The following is an 18851-nucleotide window of genomic DNA, read 5'->3' on the forward strand; positions in this document are numbered from 1 at the left end:
CGGAACAAAGAGTTCAGATTTTTTTAAAAATTTTATCGGAGGTGGCAAAATGCCGTTGTTAGATAGTTTTACTGTCGATCACACCCGGATGGAAGCTCCCGCAGTTCGGGTTGCAAAAACGATGAACACCCCGCATGGCGATGCAATCACCGTGTTTGATCTGCGTTTCTGCATTCCGAACAAAGAAGTGATGCCTGAGAAAGGTATCCACACGCTGGAGCACCTGTTTGCTGGGTTTATGCGTAACCACCTCAACGGTAACGGTGTTGAGATTATTGATATCTCCCCGATGGGTTGTCGTACGGGCTTCTACATGAGCCTGATTGGCACGCCGGACGAGCAGCGTGTTGCGGATGCCTGGAAAGCGGCGATGGCCGACGTGCTGAAAGTGCAGGATCAGAATCAGATCCCGGAACTGAACGTCTACCAGTGTGGTACGTATCAGATGCACTCTCTCAGCGAAGCACAGGATATTGCGCGTCATATTCTGGAGCACGATGTGCGCGTTAACAGCAATGAAGAGCTGGCGCTGCCGAAAGAGAAGTTGCAGGAATTGCATATTTAGTCTGACTGATTAGTTGTTCCAGTATTTAAATCAACCCCAGTTTATAGCTGGGGTTTTTTATTGCTTAATATAAAGCATGATTATTATATTTTTCGTGTGAATATAATATTAATCAATTAGTGGATAACCTATTAAATAATAAAGTGTGATCGGGTAAACAGAAAGGCGTTTGTAATTAACGATGCCAGCCTGTAGTGATCACATAAATTAAAAAACATAAGTAATTAATAGAAAAACATAATGGAATACGTCAGGCAACCGGGTAATAACAAGACTCTTTTAATCACCGGTGGATGAGGCTTTTATCAACGCTCATCTGGTATACATTAAACTTTAGGGATAAAAAATGAAGGTGAAATATTTGGCGCTGATGATCGGTGCTTGCTTATCTCAAAACCTATGGGCAGCAAATAACAGTACGATTGAGCAACGCCTGGCTGAGCTGGAACAACGGGTTATTAGTGCAGAAAAACGGGCGACTGATGCCGAATCACAAATCCAGTCACTGAAGCAACAGCAGGTAGCAGCGGCACCTACGGTGAAAGTTGAATCAGCTGAACCCGTCACTGCAGAGGCTACTGTGCCAAAACTGACGTTATCCGGATTCAGTGACATTAAATTCTACGGCGACGTTGAATTTAATATGGATGCGGCAAGCCGTTCCGGCAGCCTGACATCGACGAGAACCTCAGCGAATAAAGATTGGGCACCAGGCACCAATGAGCGCTGGGATATCAACGGGCGTCTGCTATTGGGTTTTGATGGCTATCAACGACTGAATAACGGTAATTTTTCCGGGTTCTCGGTTCAACCCCTGGCAGATCTAACCGGCAAAATGAATCTTGATGATGCGGTTTTCTTCTTTGGGCGTGAAAACGACTGGAAAATTAAGGTTGGGCGCTTTGAAGCCTATGATATGTTCCCGCTTAATCAGGATACGTTTGTTGAGTATTCGGGGAATACGGCTAATGACCTCTACAGTGACGGCTACGGCTATATCTATATGATGAAAGAGGGGCGCGGCCGTAGTGACAGCGGCGGCAACTTCCTGCTGAGTAAAACGATCGACAACTGGTATTTTGAAGTTAACACATTGATGGAAAATGGCAGTACGTTATATACCGAAAAGCAGTATCACGGAGTGGACTTAACCAACGACAAAAACGTGGCTTACGTACGCCCGGTTATCGCCTGGCAAAACGGACGTTTCTCAACGGCGGTGGCGATGGAAAGTAATGTCATCAACAACGCCTATGGCTACTACGAGAATGGGAAGTGGATCGATCAGTCAGATCGTACAGGCTATGGTTTTACCATGACCTGGGACGGTCAAAAAACCGACCCGGAAGACGGCGCGGTGATTAACCTGAACACCGCCTATATGGATGCGACCGATGAGACTGATTTTACCGCCGGGGTGAATGCGTTGTGGCATCGATTCGAACTGGGCTATATCTATGCGCATAACGAAATTGACGCCTTCAATGCCACCAACCTGGATGCCGTTTGCGAGGAAGACTGCTGGATCACCGATCCCGGCAATTATGACATTCACACCCTTCATGCCTCATATTTATTCCCCAACGTGATGAATATGAAAAACTTTAATATTTATCTTGGTGCGTATGCCTCATGGGTTGAGGCCGATCCTCACAATGGCGACAACAGCGAGGATGCGCGTTACGGCGGGCGTCTGAGATTCAAATATTATTTCTAATTCTACGCACAATAAAAAAGGGATCCGCAGATCCCTTTTAATCGATATTTAGTGCGCGCCACCGCCGCCACCGCCCGCGCCGAATGGCGGTTTGGCGAACCAGACCAGGCCGAGCAGTACGATGAAGATCCCCGCCGACATCCAGAAGATTTCGTTAGCGGAAATAATCAGCCCCTGGCTGGTGATTTGCTGTGCCAGCCAGCCGGAGGCCTGCTCCTTGCTCATTCCCAGCCCCTGCAACTGGTCATACATCGCCTGTGCATTAGGGTTGTAAGGGTTAACGGACTCCGTCAACTGCGCGTGATGCAGCGATTCACGGTTAGTCCACATCGTTGTTGTAATCGATGTGCCGATAGAGCCCGCCAGCGTTCGCGTAAAGTTGGACAAGCTCGATGCCGCCGCCAGACGCTCAGGCGGTAAGCCAGACAGCGTGATGGTGGTCAGTGGCATGAAGAAGCAGGCCACGGCGAATCCCTGGATAAACTGTGGCCAGGCCGATGCGCCAAAATCCATACCAGGTTCGAAAGTGTATGCGCGCCAGTAGAAACAGACGGCATACATAATAAAACTGAACGTGACCAGCCGACGCATATCCAGCTTGTGGGCGAAGCGGCCGATAATCGGCGACAGGATAACCGGGATTATCCCCACCGGTGCGGACGCCAGACCGGCCCAGGTTGCCGTATAGCCGTAGACTTCCTGCAACAGCTGCGGCAGCAGGACGATTGCGCCGAAGTAGAGCATATAGGCCAGGCTGATACACAGACAGCCGATGGTAAAGTTTCGCGATTTAAACAACGAGAGATCGACAATCGGGTGTTCGTCGGTGAGCTCCCAGACAATCAGGAAACTGATGGCTACCACGGCGACGACCGTCAGGATGATGATCTCCTGCGAGGCGAACCAGTCCAGCTCTTTCCCGCGATCGAGCATAATCTGCAAACTGCCAATACCGACAACCAGCAGCGCCAGACCAATGGCGTCAATGCGCCGCTGTTCAGTGCGGGTTTCCCTACCGCGCAGGGTCTGCAGCGTCATTAACACCACCACAGCACCGATCGGCACGTTAATGAAGAATATCCAGCCCCAGTGATAGTTGTCGCTGATGTAGCCCCCGAGAATCGGGCCACAAATAGGCGCGACAATCACCGTCATCGACCAAAGCGCCAGGGCGACAGACCGTTTGGCAGGAGGATAGTTATTCAGTAACAGGCTTTGTGAAAGCGGAATTAACGGACCGGCGACAATCCCCTGAATCACGCGGAAGAAAATCAGCATGGTCAGGCTGTTGGACATCCCACACGCCCACGACGCAATGACAAAGCCGATGGTGGACCACATGAAAAGCTTTACTTCGCCAAAGCGTTTGGCCAGCCAGCCGGTGATCGGAATGGAGATAGCATTCGCCACCCCGAAAGAGGTGATCACCCAGGTCCCCTGGCTCAGTGAAGAGCCGAGGTTCCCGGCAATAGTAGGGATCGCCACGTTAGCAATGGTGGAGTCCAGCACCTGCATGAATGTCGCCAGTGACAGCGCGATCGTCATGATGACGAGCTGCGCGCCTTCCAGCGGTTTTTGCTGTTGCATCACACGCACCTTTGAATTAGCCCGCGTTGGCCCGCACGATCTCTTCGATCATCTTATTGACCGGAGCAAGGTTGATCTCACGTGCATTACTCTCCGCAACCGGCGTAGTACGGACTTGGCTTGCCAGAATCTGTCCATCGCGATTGGAGGTATTTACCGTCACCAGCGTAGATAGCCCAATCCGCAACGGATGTTGCGCCAGCTGCTGGGCATCCAGTTCAATACGTACAGGCAGACGCTGGACGACTTTGATCCAGTTACCGGTCGCGTTTTGTGCCGGCAGCAGGGAGAAGGCGCTACCGGTCCCCATATCGAGGCCGACAACTTTACCGGTGTATTTCACGTCATCGCCGTAAATATCACTGATCACCGTCGCGGGTTGACCGATGCGCATATGTGCGAGTTGCGTTTCTTTAAAGTTGGCATCCACCCACAGGTTGGTGGCAGGGACGACAGCCATCAGCGGCGTGGTTGGGCTTATTTGCGCACCTGGCTGTACGGCACGACGGGAAACATAACCGGTCATCGGGCTGACAATTTTGGTACGTTCCAGCGCCAGCCAGGCATTACGCACTTCGGTGGCCGCTTGTTGCACGGCTGGTTGGTCTTCCAGCTTGCTGCCCAGAATCATCGCCTGGTTGGCATTATATTGTTGGATAGCGACATCAAGCTGGGCCTGAGCGCTGGCAACGGCATCACGCGCATGTTGCAGCTCTTCGCGACCAATCAGATTGGCGTTCCCCAACGGGACGCGGCGATTAAAGTCGCTTTGTGCCTGCGCCAGTGCGGTTTTCTGCACGTCAATGCTGGCCTGAAGCTGCTTGCTGTTGATCATCAACTGGTGCGTCTGGCGCACGCTGGAGGCCAGCGCCGTTTTGGCTTTTTCGAGCGCCTGCTTAGCGTCCGTCTGATCGAGGGTGACCAGCACATCGCCTTGTTTGACATAGTCAGTGTTATCAGCCCAGACTTTCGTCACGCTGCCTGATACCTGCGCCATGATTTGAACCTGGTTCCCTGCCACGTATGCATCGTCCGTCTCTTCGACATGACGCAGTACTAAAAACCAATAAATCCCATAGGCCACGGCAATGATAATAAAGAGCAAGGTCAGAAGCAGTAGCGTACTTTTACGTTTGCCATTTTTCTTGACCGGTTGCTGCGGGGTTTGAGTCTCCGCATTTGCGCTCATGTTGTTCTCCACGATCTTATTTTTTTCACATCGGCTGAGCCGACCTGTTTATCAGAAAGGCCAGCAGTGTGACCTGCTGGCCTGTCGGTTTTTTGATTTATCAATCTGGATTTTTGAGCGAGTCAGCGCGTTAACGCAGCGCTTCGAGTACCGTACCATCCTGCTCCATCTGATCAAGACGGGTCAGAAGTTTACGGGTGATGTGCTCAAGCTGATCTTTTTCAGTGGTGCTTAGAGATGACCAGAGCTGATGCAGACAGTTATGCTGAGGTGGTAACACCTCTTGCAAAAATGTATGGCCTTTCTCGGTTAACTGCAGATGCAGGCAGCGGCGATCGTTATCGCTTTCGCGACGTTCGATCCAGCCACGTTTTTCTAACTCATCCGCGATACGCGTGGCGTTAGTCCGTGACGAACCCAGCGCGCAACTCAGTTCAGAAGGCTGAATACTGTGGTTTTCCTGAGACTCCAGCGTAATCAACGCCATAAACAACGTCTCGTTAATCCCTTGAGCTTTCAGCATTTTATTGCGGTTTTCCAGCAGCTTGCCCTGCATGTGCATGCAAAGACGAGTCAGAAGAACTTCCTGGTAAGGGAATTCTTCGTAGCGGCTGGCGCGAAATTTTAGCATTTGTTCAATGGGCGTAAACGAACTATCCATTTGGGTATAACCTCATTAATTTCAGCCGATATAGTAACGACAGTGACAAATAAAGTAAATGTATTATTTATTTAAAATGATTATTTTTACCTATAAAACAACCCACATTTTCCAGGCTAATCCGTAGCCCAGAGCACTCAGCAATGTCGGAATGATGATGCTGCGGGTCTTAAAATAGCTTGCACCCAGTACAACAAACCCCACCAGCGTTGGCACAAATCGACGTGCGTCGTGCATCACTTCTGGTGCGGTAGACACCACCAGCAGGGCGCAAATTGATGCAATGCCAATGGTGTCGAGTAATATGCCGGTTGCGCCGCGTTTCGTCGGGCGAACATTTCCCACTCCCAGACGCAGCGGTAAGTAACGAAAACAATAATTAACGCAGCCGACCAGCAGGCCAAGCAGCAGAACCTCATAACTCATCCGGCGCCCCCTGCCAGAATGACTGGATAAGCGCCGTCAGGCATCCGCAGACAATGCCTGCGAGTATGGCGGCAGGAATGGAAAACAACGTCACGCCCGCCAGCGCCCCGACGAGTGCTGCGGTAACGCATAGCGACTGCTTACGCTGGAATGACGCGAGGAGAAAACTCATAAACAGGGCCGGGAGCATAAAACCCAGCGCCGCTTCGACCGCCGGAAAATCCTTCAGTAAGCCACTGCCGGAAAACGCGCCAATAACCGTACCGAATACCCATGAAATCCAGGCACATAGTGCGATCCCCATCATCCAGTTCTCACTCCAGCGACGATTCTCCCGTACCAGTTTCGCCGTCGCGGCGGCAAAGACTTCATCCGTGAGGCCAAAGGCCCACAGTGCGCTTTTGGGTTTGCTGAGTCGTTGGGCGATGCGGCTGCGCAGGGAAGGTCCATACAAAACATGACGCACATCCATGGCCATCACGGTGAGCGCGGCGACCCACAGCGAGCTGCCTGCGGCAAGCATCGTGGTGATGACAAACTGGCTCGCACCGGCATAGATGATGCAGGAGAAAAAGACGCTTTCGACGGGCGTAAAGCCCAGGCGAGTGGCATTGAGACCAAATGCAAAGGCAACCGGAATATAGCTGATGACTATCGGGAGGCTATCTTTGAATCCTTCCGTTAACGTTGCCGGGCTGGGGTCAGACTGGGGAACAGGGCTTTCCATAGGGTTATAGGCTTCATTACCGAAATTTAAATAATCTGGCTCAATGAGTTATAACCTTAGCAGACTGATGAGCTCCTTAACACCCTGAGGAGCTCAATCAGCGGTAAACACGTGCTATACGCTTAATTTACGGCTTCCTGGCGGTGAAAACCTCGCCACCAGACCAGTAGGTTGAGTATGGCAACGGTCATACCCGCCAGACAAACGCCAGCCCAACCGGCATGCTGCCAGGCAGAGGCTGATATCAGTGAACCTGCCGCCCCGCCAATAAAATAGCTGGTCATGTATCCGGCAGTCAGCCGGTTACGCGCATCCGGGTGAATGCGGTAGATAACCGTCTGGTTGGTGATATGCACACCCTGAACGGTGAGATCCAGTATCAGGATACCGATAATCAGCATCGGCACTGACGTATGGCCAAACCAGATTGCCAGCCAGGAGAGCAGCAGTAACAGCAGACCCGCAGTGGTGGTAAGGTGGGATTTACCCTGATCGGCAAAACCGCCCGCCGGGCGAGCGCCTAGCGCACCGGCGGCACCGGCCAGACCAAACAGACCGATCATACCCTCTGAGTAGTTAAACGGCGGAGCGGCCAGTAAAAACGCCATTGATGTCCACAGAATGCTGAAGTTGGCAAACGTCAGGCAGCCCAGCATCGCCCGGGTACGCAGCAGTTTATCGTGGATAAACAGGCTGAATACCGAGCCCAGCAACTGCGGATAGTTAAGATGGGTTTCCGATTTCATCTTCGGCAGACCGCGCCACAGCGCGATAGCCATCAGCGCCATCAGTACCGATGCCACCCAAAATACCGTGCGCCAGCCGCCGAGATTTGCCAGCAGTCCAGCCACGGTGCGCGCCAGTAAAATCCCTAACAGCAGGCCGCTCATAATGGTGCCGACAACTTTACCGCGCTTGTCCGGCGTGGCGAGCGTAGCCGCCAGCGGAACCAAAATTTGTGCGACGACCGAGAACAGCCCGGTCAGCGCGGTGCCGAGGATCAGCATGCCCAGCGACTGGCTGCTGGCGGTAATCAACATGCCGCCTGCTGCGAGCAACGTCATCGAAACGATCAGCATCCGACGCTCAAACATATCGCCAAGCGGTACCAGAAACAGCAGACCTGCGGCGTAGCCAAGCTGCGCGGCGGTGACAATAAATCCTGCGGTACTGGCTGACAGTGAGAAGTTGCGCGCGATGGTGTCGAGCAGCGGCTGCGCATAATAGTTACTGGCAACGGCAAGGCCGGTGGCGATGGACATTAACAGGATCAGCGAAGGGCTAAGTCCCTGAGTGGTTTTCGTCATTGTTTTCAACTGAATAATGGGTTGCAGAAAACAATCATAACGGAAGTGATTAGATGTTGCTGATTTGTTGGGTGATGGATTGTGCGGTTGGGGATGTGCAGTAGGCCGGATAAGGCGCAAAGCGCCGCCATCCGGCATAATAAACGGTAATTACTTCTGCGCAGCCAGCGCGTCTTTTACCCAACCGTCGAACTGCTGCTGGTGGGCTTTGATCCAGCCGTCAACGTGACCCTGAACATCGGCCTCAGACGCTTTACCGTCATGCATCATCGCGTTCTGCGCGTTGATGTCCGCCAGCGGCAGCTTCATGATGGCGAACAGCTTTGCCGCCGCCGGGTTTTTCTCCGCCCACGCTTTGTTAGCAACAATATGCATGGTGTTTACCGGGAAGCCGTAGTTCGCGCCGTTCGGCAGTTTGGTATCGATATCTTTCTGCTCACCCGGCAGAGAAGAGAATGGCACCTGCAGCCAGACCACATCTTTGCCCGGTTTCATTACGTCGCTCACCCAGTACGGTGTCCAGGTGTAGTACAGCACCGGTTTGCCTTCTTTAAAGCGAGTAATGGTGTCGGCCATCATCGCCGCGTAGTTGCCGTGGCTGACCTCGACCGTTTTTTCAAGATCGAAGGCTTTGTTCTGGTGGTTAATGACCGCTTCGCAGCCCCAGCCCGGTGAACAGCCCATCATGTCGGCTTTACCGTCGCCGTTGGTATCAAAGATTTTGGCGATCTGCGGATCTTTTAACTGGGCGATGTTGGTGATTTTGTACTGCTCAGCGGTTTTCTTGTCGATCAGATATCCCTGCGCAGCACCTGTAACGAATACCCCCTCGCGATAAAACTTTTTGTCTCCACCCGCTGCGGCATACATATCATCATGCAGCGGCTGCCAGTTCACGGCGGTAAAAGTTGCATCGCCAGAGGCAATGGAGGTGTAGCCGACGTTGTAGTCAACTTCGCTTGTTTTGTTAACGGTATAACCCAGTTTTTCCAGCGCACGGGCGACCAGCTGTGTCTGGAAGGACTCTTCAGAAATCGTGCTCTGGATCGGCTGTACGGTGATGCCTTTGCCTGGCAGGTCGGCAGCGAAAGTGCTGGTGGAGACAAGGGTGGCAAACGCTGTGGCAAAAAGTACGGTATGTCGCATCGTTGTTCCTCATTACACTTCATCTTGAATGATTTTGTGTAAGCTGATGAATTGTAGGCCCGGTAAGCAATGCGCCACCGGGCAACGGGTGAATTACTTAATGAACGGGCGAGTGATAAGCCCAACGGGACCGGTGGTGTACCAGCGACGGTTACCACGGCTGCGCGAGTCGCGACCGACGGCCTGCGTCAGGCGATCCAGAATGATGGCGAGGATAACAATCCCAACCCCGCCGACGGTGGCCAGTCCCATATCGAGACGACCGATACCGCGCAGAACCATCTGACCCAGCCCGCCAACGGCGATCATCGAGGCGATGACGACCATCGAGAGGGCGAGCATCAGCGTCTGGTTTACCCCTGCCATAATGGTGGGCATCGCCAGCGGCAGCTGCACTTTGAACAGCATCTGACGCGGGCTGGCGCCAAAGGAACGCGAGGCCTCAATCAGATCGGCTGGCACCTGGTTAATGCCCAGAATGGTCAGACGGACAATCGGCGGCAGGGCGAAGATAATCGTCACCACCACGCCCGGGACGTTACCAATACCGAACAACATCACAATCGGCACCAGATAGACGAACGCTGGCGTAGTCTGCATGGCATCCAGCAGTGGACGTACAATCTTCGCCGCACGCGGACTGCGCGCCAGCCAGATCCCCATTGGCAAGCCTATCAGCACGCAGAACAGCAGCGCGGTCAGCACCAGCGCCAGGGTGATCATCGCCTGCGACCAGGCACCAATAGCACCAATCGCGACCAGTGAAATCAGCGTAGCAACGCCCATTCCAACGCCGGAAATCTGCCAGGCGATCAGAGCGAAAAGAATAATCGCCACCGGTGCTGGCATTCCCAGCAGCAGTTGCTGAAAGCCGTTGAGAATGTAATCCACCGGGACACGAATACCCTGGAAGACGGGACGAAAATGGGTAACGACCCAGTCGATCCCTTCGGTGACCCAGCTATCCAGCGGGATCAGCGTTTTATGGAACGGATCCATAATATTGAAATGCTCAGGCGCCGGTGCGGGCGCACTGGTCAGCCAGTCTGCGCTGCCGCCGTCGGCAGGCGCGTTTGGCGCGCTCCCCCAGGCATCAGCGGATTGTGCGGCGCTATCAGCCGCAGGTGTGGTGTCCCACGGATTAGTTTGATCAGCCATTGTTTGCCCCCTCCCTGTCTAAAGCCTGTAGCAGCATGCGTTTGGAAATAATGCCCACATACTGATGTTCCTCATCTACAACCGGCACCGCGCACGGCGCTTGCCCGACATGAGAAAGCAGCTCGCTCAGCGGTGTTTTCGCCTCCACGGCTAACGGTTCGTCGATCAGTGCGGCCTCAATACCCTGTGCCTGTTTTAAGGCAGCTTTTAATGAGTCGATGGAGACCACGCCGACAAACTTATTACCGCGTTCGATCACGTAACCAAATTCACGATCTTTATCCTGCAATAATTGCAGGGCCGAACGTGGGCCAATCCCGGGGGTTTTGCGAATTAAGCCTTCAGGGCTACGACGGGAAATATCTTTCGCGCTGAATACCTGGCTAATATCAACGCCACGGAAGAAGGTGCGCACATAATCATTGGCCGGGTTATTCAGGATTTCATCCGGGGTACCGACCTGCACCACTTCACCATTTTGCATAATGGCAATGCGGTCACCAATACGCATGGCTTCGTCGAGATCGTGGGAAATAAAGACCACGGTTCGCTGATGCTTCGCCTGCAGTTTTACCAGCTCATCCTGCATCTCGGTACGAATTAAGGGATCGAGCGCAGAGAAGGCTTCATCCATTAATAAGATGTCAGGGTTAATGGCTAATGCGCGGGCAAGACCGACACGCTGGCGCATACCACCGGAAAGTTCATCCGGGTATCCGTGAGCGTAATTCTCAAGCCCAACCTGGCGCAGCGCATCCAGTGCTTTTTCACGACGTTCATCCGCAGCAATACCGGCTAATTCCATACCGAAGGCCGTATTGTCCAGCACCGTCATGTGCGGCATCAGGGCAAAGGACTGGAATACCATCGCAATCTTTTTTCTGCGCACCTCGCGAAGTTCGGCATCGGATATCCGGGCGATGTCTACGCCGTCAATCAGTACCTGTCCGCGGGTGGGTTCAATCAGGCGATTGAGAAGGCGTACCATTGTGGATTTACCCGAACCGGATAATCCCATGATGACAAATATCTCGCCTTCTTCAATGGCCAGACTGGCGTCTTTAACGCCAAGCGATAGCCCTGTTTTTTCCAGAATCTGCTCTTTTGAAAATCCTTTTTCAATATATTTGAACGCTCTCTGGGGATGCTCGCCAAATATTTTATAGAGATTTTTAACTTCTAATTTAATTGCCATGCAATAGAATGATTCCTGTTATTTGTTTATATCGATATATTACCTGGTGGAAATAGTGACCTTTTTCTACCCTAACATACTGAGAATCTGAGACAACCCTGAATTTGGTTATGGCATGAATATTGCCGAAGGCCAGGTGGCGGGATTTCCCATGATATAAGGGCTGAGCGTGGATAAGGCTTGATCGATATTTTTTGTAAATGACAGCGAAAATCCACCTGAATTGTTGAAATGCAGGCGAATAATACGGCTAATATTGAGTGTAGATCACACAATGATATTTGTGTGATAAAAATGTGATCCCGTTAAAATAATAACGCGGAAAATGTAGGGTATTTTCCGCGAAAATGAGAACTAGAAATTCCAGTCGTCGTCCTGCGTTTCAACGGCTTTTCCCATCACGTATGACGATCCTGAACCGGAGAAAAAATCATGGTTTTCGTCGGCGTTGGGCGACAGCGCGGCGAGGATGGCCGGGTTAACATCCGCCATTTCCGCCGGGAACAGGGCCTCATAGCCCAGATTCATTAAGGCTTTATTGGCGTTGTAACACAGGAACGCTTTCACATCGTCGACCCAGCCAGTTTCGGCATACAATTCTTCCGTGTAGCGTACTTCGTTATCGTACAAATCCATGAGCAGATCGAGGGCGAAATTCTTCAGTTCTTCTCGATCGTCAGCTGAAATATGCTCCAGCCCTTTTTGATATTTATAGCCGATGTAATAACCGTGAACTGCTTCATCACGAATAATCAGGCGAATAAGATCGGCAGTATTCGTCAGTTTGCCGCGACTGGAGAAATACATCGGCAGCCAGAAACCGGAATAGAACAGGAAAGATTCCAGAAATACGCTGGCAATTTTCTTCTTCAGTGGGTTATCGCTGGCGTAATGGTGCAAAATACTATTCGCTTTGCGCTGCAGCGAGGCGTTTTCTTCACACCAGGCGTAGGCCGCATCCACATCCTTGGTCTGACACAGCGTAGAGAAAATAGAGCTGTATGAACGGGCATGCACAGCTTCCATAAAGCTGACATTCGACAACACAGCTTCTTCATGTGGAGTTAGTGAATCCGCCATCAGCGCGGGGGCACCAGCAATATTCTGAATGGTGTCGAGCAGCGTCAGCCCGGTAAAGACGCGAATAGTGAGCTGCTGTTCGGTGGCACTCAGCGTTTGCCAGGCGGGAATATCATTCGATAGCGGAACTTTTTCCGGCAACCAGAAATTACTGGTCAGGCGGTTCCACACCTCCAGATCTTTATCATCCTCAATCTTGTTCCAGTTGATGGCGCTCACGCGGTTCAGTTTCATCCTGCTCTCCTCACAATGCGCATGACACGCAGCCTTCGATTTCAGTGCCTTCCAGCGCCAGCTGGCGTAGTCGGATGTAGTACAGCGTTTTGATGCCTTTTTTCCACGCGTAGATCTGCGCTTTGTTGATATCGCGGGTGGTGGCGGTATCCGGGAAAAAGAGCGTCAGCGACAGACCCTGATCGACGTGTTTTGTCGCTTCGGCGTAGGTATCGATGATTTTTTGCGGACCAATTTCATACGCATCCTGATATAACGCCAGATTGTCATTGGTCATAAACGGGGCAGGGTAATAAACGCGTCCGGTTTTGCCCTCTTTACGAATCTCCACCTTAGACACAATCGGGTGAATACTTGAGGTGGCATGGTTGATGTAGGAGATGGAGCCGGTTGGCGGCACCGCCTGTAAATTCTGGTTGTAGATGCCGTAGCGCATCACATCTTCACGCAGTTGCGACCACATTTCGCGTGTTGGCAGCGTCACGCCGCTGATGGCAAACAGCGCGCGGACTTTCTCGGTTTTCGGCTGCCAGTCACCTGTTAAATAGCGGTCAAAATATTCGCCGCTGGCGTAGCGCGACTGGCTGAATCCGGCAAAGGTCTGGCCGCGCTCTTTGGCCAGCAACATTGAGGTATGCAGGGCATGCCAGGTGATGGTGTAGAAATAGAGGTTGGTGAAATCCAGCCCCTCCGGCGAACCGTAGGCAATACCTTCGCGCGCCAGATAGCCATGCAGGTTCATCTGCCCAAGGCCAATCGCGTGTGAGGCGCTGTTTCCGGCTTCAATCGACGGTACGCTGCGGATATGGCTCATATCTGAAACGGCGGTTAAACCGCGAATTGCCGTTGCAACGGTGCGGCCAAAATCCGGTGAATCCATGGTGTGGGCGATGTTCAGTGAGCCGAGATTGCAGGAGATATCACGTCCGGTCTGCGCGTAGTCCAGGTTTTCATCGTAGGTTGAGGCGCTGTTGACCTGTAAAATTTCCGCGCACAGGTTGCTCATATTGATGCGACCAGCAATCGGGTTGGCGCGGTTCACCGTGTCTTCAAACATGATGTAGGGATAGCCTGACTCAAACTGAATTTCCGCCAGTCGCTGGAAGAAGTCACGGGCGTTGATGTATTTCTTACTTACGCGTGCGTCGGCGACCAGTTGATCGTACAACTCGCTGACGGCGATATCGCTAAACGGTTTGCCGTAAATACGCTCCACGTCATAGGGAGAGAACAGCGCCATCTGCGCATTCTCTTTTGCCAGACGGAAGGTGACATCCGGGATCACCACGCCGAGCGAGAGCGTTTTGATGCGAATTTTTTCATCGGCGTTTTCGCGCTTGGTATCGAGAAAACGCAGAATATCCGGGTGGTGCGCGTGCAGATACACCGCCCCCGCTCCCTGACGTGCACCCAATTGATTGGCATAGGAAAAAGCATCTTCCAGCATCTTCATCACCGGGATCACCCCGGAAGACTGATTTTCAATGCGCTTAATCGGTGCCCCGGCTTCGCGCAGGCTGGAGAGCAGAAACGCCACGCCACCGCCGCGTTTGGAAAGCTGCAGTGCCGAATTTACTGCGCGTCCAATGGACTCCATGTTGTCTTCAATGCGTAGCAGGAAGCAGGAGACCAGCTCGCCGCGCTGAGCTTTGCCGCAATTGAGGAAGGTTGGCGTGGCGGGCTGAAAACGCCCGGCGAGCATTTCATCGGTAAGTTGCAGGGCGAGAGTCTCATCACCCTGTGCCAGCGTCAGCGCCACCATTGTCACGCGATCGGCAAAATCCTCGAGGTAGCGCTTACCGTCAAAGGTTTTCAGCGTATAGCTGGTGTAGTACTTCCATGCGCCGAGAAACGTCTGGAAGCGAAACCCGCTGGCGTGGGCGTGGGCAAAAAGCTTCACCACGAAAGCGCGATCGTAACGGGTCAAAACGCTTTCGTCGTAATAGCCTTCGCTAACCAGCGTATCCAGACGCGCGTCCTGACTGGCAAAAACCACCGAGTTGGGTCGCACGTGGGTAGCCATAAAAGCGTCCACCGCCTGATGGTCTTTATCAAACTGAATACGCCCGGCGTTGTCGTACAGATTCAGCATGGCGTTTAACGCGTGATAATCCAGCGTGGGCTGAATTACGCGTTCTGCGGTTGTTGTTGCCAAAATTCGTTCACTCCTTTTCGAACGTTGTCGATGTCGCCTGGTGTCCCCATCAGCTCAAAGCGATAGAGCCACGGCACGGCGCATTTTTGTGAAATCACGTCACCCGCGCGACCGTAAGCGTCGCCAAAATTGCGATTGCCGGCGGCGATCACGCCGCGGATTAATGCCCGGTTGTGGACATCGTTTAAAAAGCGGATCACCTGTCTCGGGACCGCGCCTGCCGTACCGCCGCCGCCGTAAGACGGCACGACTAAAATGTAAGGTTCGTCTACCCGGATCCGTTCGCGTTCGTTTAGCGGGATCCGCACGGCAGGCAGCCCCAGACGCTGCATAAAGCGATGGGTATTTTCAGAGCTGCTGGAGAAGTAGACGAGGGTACTCATGCGCTGGCCACGTGGGGTTGTGGGCGCAGGCGATTGATCATATCCGGGCGAAATCCTGACCAGCTGGTTTCCCCTGCCACCACCACCGGTAATTGCCGAAATCCCTGCTCGCGAAGGGTATCAGCCATCTCAGGGGCCAGATCGACATTCACCATCTCAAAGTCAAACCCACGGCTTTCCATTGCTCGTTTCGTGGCGTGGCACTGAACACAGTTGTTGCGAGTGTAAATAACAATGCGCATGATTCGTATTTCCATTTTAGGATAAAAGAGCGGCGCGATAATGGCGTCGGGTTGTGTGTGTTCTGATGGAATCAATACTAGATGTAGTTTAAAAAAGATTCAACCATACAAGATATGGGAATTTTAGATTGATGAGGGCCGGGTGATGAACGTGGCGGGGGAAGGGTTGTGTTTCATGACAGGTTGCCGGATGGCGACATACCGCCATCCGGCAGCGCAGAATTACATGCGCATACCCACCGCCAGGCGGTTAAAGCAGTTCATCAGGCTAATAGCGAACGTCAGATCGCTGACCTCTTTGGCGCTAAAATGGTCAAGCAGCGGCAGATAAACATCGTCTTCGGCATGCGTAGAGGCGATATGGGTGACTGACTCGGCCCAGGCCAGCGCCGCACGTTCCTGCTCACTGAAATGGTGGCTAACCCGCCATCCTGCCAGCGCATCCAGTTTAGCCTGATCTACGCCAGACTTACGCAGGGCTTTGCTGTGCATTTCCAGACAAAACGCGCAGCCATTGATTTGCGAGACCCGCAGGTAAATTAGCTCCGTCAGCGTAGGTTCCAGCGCGCAGTTTTCCAGCGCTTTGCTGGCCTGAACCAGGGCGTTATAGATTTCAGGGCTGAGTTCATAATAGGGCTGGCGTAACATCGTCATGGTATTTCTCCTCGTTTGGATGACCCGCACTGTAGCACTATAATGGTCTGCTATAGAGAGCCATATTATTATCAAAAAAGCAGACCATAGATGCCACGCTACCAGCAAATCGCCCGTCAGTTAAAAACCGCTATTGAGAAAGGTGAACTTAAGCCTGGCACACGATTGCCATCCAGCCGCACCTGGTCCCAGGAACTGGGCGTTTCACGCTCGACGGTGGAAAACGCCTACGCCGAGCTGGTGGCGCAGGGCTGGCTTGAACGACACGGGCAGGCAGGGACGTTTGTCAGTAAACAACTGCGACTGGACGCCACGCCCGTCGCGCCAGCGGTTTTTGCCGGAGAAAGCCCCACGCCGCAGCCTTTTCAGATGGGATTACCGGCACTCGATCTCTTTCCCCGCGATGTCTGGGCGCGGGTGATGGGGCGGCGTTTACGCACGCAGACGCGTTTTGACCTCGCGCTTGGGGATGTTGGAGGCGAACTGTTGTTACGCCAGGCGATAGTTGATTACCTGCGGGTGTCGCGCAGTATTGAATGCCTGCCGGAGCAGGTTTTTATCACTTCAGGCTATGCGGCCTCAATGACCTTGATCCTGCGGGCGCTGGCCAAGCCTGGTGAAGGGATGTGGGTAGAAGATCCCGGTTTTCCGCTGATCCGTCCGGTTGTAACGCAGGAGCAGGTTGCACTGATGCCCGTCCCGGTTGATGGCGAGGGTTTGGATGTGAGCGCTGGGATCCGTGACTACCCTCAGGCGCGTTTTGCACTCCTCACGCCCGCCCATCAAAGCCCGTTGGGTATTGCCCTCTCACTCGCCCGTCGACACCAGTTGCTGGAGTGGGCCACTCGCGCGCAGGCATGGATCATTGAAGATGATTATGACAGTGAGTTTCGCTACCACGGAAAACCGTTGCCGCCGCTAAAAAGCCTGGATGCGCCGCAGCGGGTAATTTATGCCGGAACGTTCAGTAAATCGCTGTTTCCCGCTTTACGCACGGCATGGCTGGTGGTGCCCGTCACGCAGGTCGCGCGCTTTCACCGTCAGGCGGCGCTGACAGCCTGTAGCGTGCCGCTGCTATGGCAGCAAACGCTGGCGGATTTTATTCGTGACGGCCATTTCTGGCGCCACCTGAAAAAAATGCGTCAACACTACGCTCAACGGCGTCAGTGGATGGAAAGTGCGCTGGCAGAACAAGGCTTTACCGTCGTACCCCAGGAAGGGGGCATCCAACTGGTGATGTCGGTGACAGGAGAGGATACGGCGCTGGTGCGCAAAGCGAATCAGGCCGGCCTGGCGGTTCAGGCGTTGAGTCAGTGGCGAATAACATCAACGGGAAAGGGCGGAATATTACTGTCATTTACCAATATCCATTCGGCGGAAATGGCCCGGCAGGCAGCCCGTCAACTTCGGCTGGCAATAACCTGATTCAGCGCCATGCTTAAGTTAGCCGTCTTACCTTATTCACACGTTTATGGACTTTTCTGAAAGCGTTGCTAATGCTGAATCAGGTAAGGTAAGCCCGCAGTAAAAGATAACGAGGAAAATATATGTATTTAAGACCCGATGAGGTGGCGCGCGTACTTGAGAAAGTGGGCTTTACCGTGGATGTGGTGACGCAGAAAGCGTACGGTTATCGACGTGGCGAAAATTATGTGTACGTTAACCGTGAAGCGCGCATGGGACGTACCGCATTAGTCATTCATCCTACATTAAAAGAGCGAAGCTCTTCGCTGGCAGACCCGTCGACGGATATTAAAACCTGCGATCACTATCAGCAATTCCCGCTTTATTTAGCCGGAGAAACCCATGAGCATTATGGTATTCCCCATGGCTTTAGTTCGCGTATTGCGCTGGAACGTTATTTAAATGGGTTGTTTGGCGACGTGAGTTCAAACTAAAGACGCGACTGGCGGGGCCAGTCGCGAAGAGACGTTTAGGCTTTCGCCTGATGATAGCTGCTGACTTTAAACAGGCGGCGGCAATAATCAAGGAAGTAGCCGTATACGGCACCCATCAGCATTGATACCACGATGTTTGAACTAACAGCCGCTGTGATCTGGTGCCAGTCTGCGCCAACCGTGAGCAGAATAACCACATACACCGGTGACTGGAATGTCACGTATGCCAGCACATCAGCCAGATTTTTTGCCCATCCCGCCGGCGTGGCTTTACGCGCCGCGCGCATAAACAGATCGCGATACATACCGTAAGGCCAGGCGATCAGAATGTTGACCGGAATCGCCACCAGTCGGGAAGAAAGCGACTGCTCAAAGGTCATTCCTGAGAGAAATACTTCAATCAACATGTTCACGACAGAACAGTAAACAACCATCGCGAACGTGTCTGCTACAGCATGACGCAAGCGTGACTGCGGAGAGAACATGTTAATGCTCCTTGTAATAAGAGGTAAAAAGGTTTTGAATGC

General features: G+C 52.8%; 19 protein-coding genes. 4 read left to right on the forward strand and 15 right to left on the reverse strand.

What is annotated here, in order from left to right:
- Positions 1–49: 49 nt before the first annotated feature.
- Positions 50–565, forward strand: coding sequence for an S-ribosylhomocysteine lyase (luxS, locus tag JQ822_RS10575; RefSeq protein WP_016154160.1), 516 nt, complete (start codon positions 50–52; stop codon positions 563–565).
- 346 nt (positions 566–911) lie between these two features.
- Positions 912–2282, forward strand: a complete 1371-nt coding sequence (locus tag JQ822_RS10580) for a carbohydrate porin (RefSeq protein ID WP_213133424.1) — start codon at positions 912–914, stop codon at positions 2280–2282.
- Positions 2283–2330: 48 nt separating this feature from the next.
- Here the strand turns inward: JQ822_RS10580 and emrB are convergent, their stop codons facing one another.
- The 14 genes from emrB to JQ822_RS10650 all read right to left on the reverse strand — a co-directional run bounded on the left by emrB (position 2331) and on the right by JQ822_RS10650 (position 16426).
- Positions 2331–3869 (reverse strand): multidrug efflux MFS transporter permease subunit EmrB, encoded by a 1539-nt coding sequence (gene emrB / locus JQ822_RS10585; RefSeq protein ID WP_213133425.1) that lies wholly within the window; start codon positions 3867–3869, stop codon positions 2331–2333.
- Between the two features lie 16 nt (positions 3870–3885).
- A complete protein-coding gene (gene emrA / locus JQ822_RS10590) occupies positions 3886–5058 on the reverse strand; it encodes a multidrug efflux MFS transporter periplasmic adaptor subunit EmrA (protein ID WP_213133426.1) in 1173 nt (390 codons plus the stop codon).
- A 130-nt stretch (positions 5059–5188) separates the two neighbouring features.
- Complete coding sequence (mprA, locus tag JQ822_RS10595; protein WP_135324576.1) at positions 5189–5719, reverse strand: transcriptional repressor MprA; 531 nt, start codon at positions 5717–5719, stop codon at positions 5189–5191.
- Between the two features lie 90 nt (positions 5720–5809).
- A complete protein-coding gene (ygaH, locus tag JQ822_RS10600; RefSeq protein WP_213133427.1) occupies positions 5810–6145 on the reverse strand; it encodes an L-valine transporter subunit YgaH in 336 nt (111 codons plus the stop codon).
- On the reverse strand, positions 6135–6872 hold the full coding sequence (locus JQ822_RS10605; protein WP_213133428.1) for an AzlC family ABC transporter permease: 738 nt from the start codon (positions 6870–6872) through the stop codon (positions 6135–6137). Before JQ822_RS10605 ends, ygaH begins: the two co-directional genes overlap by 11 nt.
- A gap of 122 nt (positions 6873–6994) precedes the next feature.
- Complete coding sequence (locus tag JQ822_RS10610) at positions 6995–8179, reverse strand: MFS transporter (RefSeq protein WP_213133429.1); 1185 nt, start codon at positions 8177–8179, stop codon at positions 6995–6997.
- 150 nt (positions 8180–8329) lie between these two features.
- On the reverse strand, positions 8330–9325 hold the full coding sequence (gene proX, locus JQ822_RS10615; protein WP_213133430.1) for a glycine betaine/L-proline ABC transporter substrate-binding protein ProX: 996 nt from the start codon (positions 9323–9325) through the stop codon (positions 8330–8332).
- Between the two features lie 93 nt (positions 9326–9418).
- A complete protein-coding gene (gene proW / locus JQ822_RS10620) occupies positions 9419–10483 on the reverse strand; it encodes a glycine betaine/L-proline ABC transporter permease ProW (protein WP_213133431.1) in 1065 nt (354 codons plus the stop codon).
- Positions 10476–11678 carry a glycine betaine/L-proline ABC transporter ATP-binding protein ProV gene (gene proV / locus JQ822_RS10625; RefSeq protein ID WP_213133432.1) on the reverse strand — a complete coding sequence of 401 codons (1203 nt, stop codon included), beginning with the start codon at positions 11676–11678 and terminating at the stop codon, positions 10476–10478. Before proV ends, proW begins: the two co-directional genes overlap by 8 nt.
- Before the next feature lie 354 nt (positions 11679–12032).
- On the reverse strand, positions 12033–12992 hold the full coding sequence (gene nrdF / locus JQ822_RS10630) for a class 1b ribonucleoside-diphosphate reductase subunit beta (protein WP_213133433.1): 960 nt from the start codon (positions 12990–12992) through the stop codon (positions 12033–12035).
- Positions 12993–13002: 10 nt separating this feature from the next.
- Positions 13003–15147, reverse strand: coding sequence for a class 1b ribonucleoside-diphosphate reductase subunit alpha (nrdE, locus tag JQ822_RS10635; protein ID WP_213133434.1), 2145 nt, complete (start codon positions 15145–15147; stop codon positions 13003–13005).
- A complete protein-coding gene (gene nrdI, locus JQ822_RS10640; RefSeq protein WP_213133435.1) occupies positions 15120–15530 on the reverse strand; it encodes a class Ib ribonucleoside-diphosphate reductase assembly flavoprotein NrdI in 411 nt (136 codons plus the stop codon). Before nrdI ends, nrdE begins: the two co-directional genes overlap by 28 nt.
- Positions 15527–15772, reverse strand: a complete 246-nt coding sequence (nrdH, locus tag JQ822_RS10645; RefSeq protein ID WP_213133436.1) for a glutaredoxin-like protein NrdH — start codon at positions 15770–15772, stop codon at positions 15527–15529. The genes nrdI and nrdH overlap by 4 nt, the downstream gene beginning before the upstream one ends.
- A gap of 222 nt (positions 15773–15994) precedes the next feature.
- Entirely contained in the window at positions 15995–16426 is a 432-nt protein-coding gene (locus JQ822_RS10650; RefSeq protein WP_213133437.1) for a carboxymuconolactone decarboxylase family protein, read from the reverse strand.
- A 90-nt stretch (positions 16427–16516) separates the two neighbouring features.
- Here JQ822_RS10650 and pdxR point away from each other — a divergent pair, with 90 nt between their 5' ends.
- Positions 16517–17851 (forward strand): MocR-like pyridoxine biosynthesis transcription factor PdxR, encoded by a 1335-nt coding sequence (gene pdxR / locus JQ822_RS10655; protein WP_213133438.1) that lies wholly within the window; start codon positions 16517–16519, stop codon positions 17849–17851.
- A 122-nt stretch (positions 17852–17973) separates the two neighbouring features.
- Complete coding sequence (locus JQ822_RS10660) at positions 17974–18324, forward strand: DUF2002 family protein (RefSeq protein WP_135324589.1); 351 nt, start codon at positions 17974–17976, stop codon at positions 18322–18324.
- A 35-nt stretch (positions 18325–18359) separates the two neighbouring features.
- Here JQ822_RS10660 and alaE read toward each other — a convergent pair whose 3' ends face one another.
- A complete protein-coding gene (gene alaE, locus JQ822_RS10665; protein WP_096756011.1) occupies positions 18360–18809 on the reverse strand; it encodes an L-alanine exporter AlaE in 450 nt (149 codons plus the stop codon).
- Positions 18810–18851: the final 42 nt, after the last annotated feature.

The organism is Citrobacter sp. FP75 (genome assembly GCF_018342065.1).
Classification (GTDB): domain Bacteria; phylum Pseudomonadota; class Gammaproteobacteria; order Enterobacterales; family Enterobacteriaceae; genus Citrobacter.

What these genes read in the sequence shown, in the direction of transcription:
- JQ822_RS10610 (WP_213133429.1), bottom strand. Translation starts at nt 8,179, where the DNA reads ATGACGAAAACCACTCAGGGACTTAGCCCTTCGCTGATCCTGTTAATG.
- emrA (WP_213133426.1), bottom strand. Translation starts at nt 5,058, where the DNA reads ATGAGCGCAAATGCGGAGACTCAAACCCCGCAGCAACCGGTCAAGAAA.
- proW (WP_213133431.1), bottom strand. Translation starts at nt 10,483, where the DNA reads ATGGCTGATCAAACTAATCCGTGGGACACCACACCTGCGGCTGATAGC.
- proX (WP_213133430.1), bottom strand. Translation starts at nt 9,325, where the DNA reads ATGCGACATACCGTACTTTTTGCCACAGCGTTTGCCACCCTTGTCTCC.
- nrdH (WP_213133436.1), bottom strand. Translation starts at nt 15,772, where the DNA reads ATGCGCATTGTTATTTACACTCGCAACAACTGTGTTCAGTGCCACGCC.
- JQ822_RS10650 (WP_213133437.1), bottom strand. Translation starts at nt 16,426, where the DNA reads ATGACGATGTTACGCCAGCCCTATTATGAACTCAGCCCTGAAATCTAT.
- JQ822_RS10605 (WP_213133428.1), bottom strand. Translation starts at nt 6,872, where the DNA reads ATGGAAAGCCCTGTTCCCCAGTCTGACCCCAGCCCGGCAACGTTAACG.
- ygaH (WP_213133427.1), bottom strand. Translation starts at nt 6,145, where the DNA reads ATGAGTTATGAGGTTCTGCTGCTTGGCCTGCTGGTCGGCTGCGTTAAT.
- emrB (WP_213133425.1), bottom strand. Translation starts at nt 3,869, where the DNA reads ATGCAACAGCAAAAACCGCTGGAAGGCGCGCAGCTCGTCATCATGACG.
- JQ822_RS10580 (WP_213133424.1), top strand. Translation starts at nt 912, where the DNA reads ATGAAGGTGAAATATTTGGCGCTGATGATCGGTGCTTGCTTATCTCAA.
- JQ822_RS10660 (WP_135324589.1), top strand. Translation starts at nt 17,974, where the DNA reads ATGTATTTAAGACCCGATGAGGTGGCGCGCGTACTTGAGAAAGTGGGC.
- luxS (WP_016154160.1), top strand. Translation starts at nt 50, where the DNA reads ATGCCGTTGTTAGATAGTTTTACTGTCGATCACACCCGGATGGAAGCT.
- mprA (WP_135324576.1), bottom strand. Translation starts at nt 5,719, where the DNA reads ATGGATAGTTCGTTTACGCCCATTGAACAAATGCTAAAATTTCGCGCC.
- nrdI (WP_213133435.1), bottom strand. Translation starts at nt 15,530, where the DNA reads ATGAGTACCCTCGTCTACTTCTCCAGCAGCTCTGAAAATACCCATCGC.
- pdxR (WP_213133438.1), top strand. Translation starts at nt 16,517, where the DNA reads ATGCCACGCTACCAGCAAATCGCCCGTCAGTTAAAAACCGCTATTGAG.
- proV (WP_213133432.1), bottom strand. Translation starts at nt 11,678, where the DNA reads ATGGCAATTAAATTAGAAGTTAAAAATCTCTATAAAATATTTGGCGAG.
- alaE (WP_096756011.1), bottom strand. Translation starts at nt 18,809, where the DNA reads ATGTTCTCTCCGCAGTCACGCTTGCGTCATGCTGTAGCAGACACGTTC.
- nrdF (WP_213133433.1), bottom strand. Translation starts at nt 12,992, where the DNA reads ATGAAACTGAACCGCGTGAGCGCCATCAACTGGAACAAGATTGAGGAT.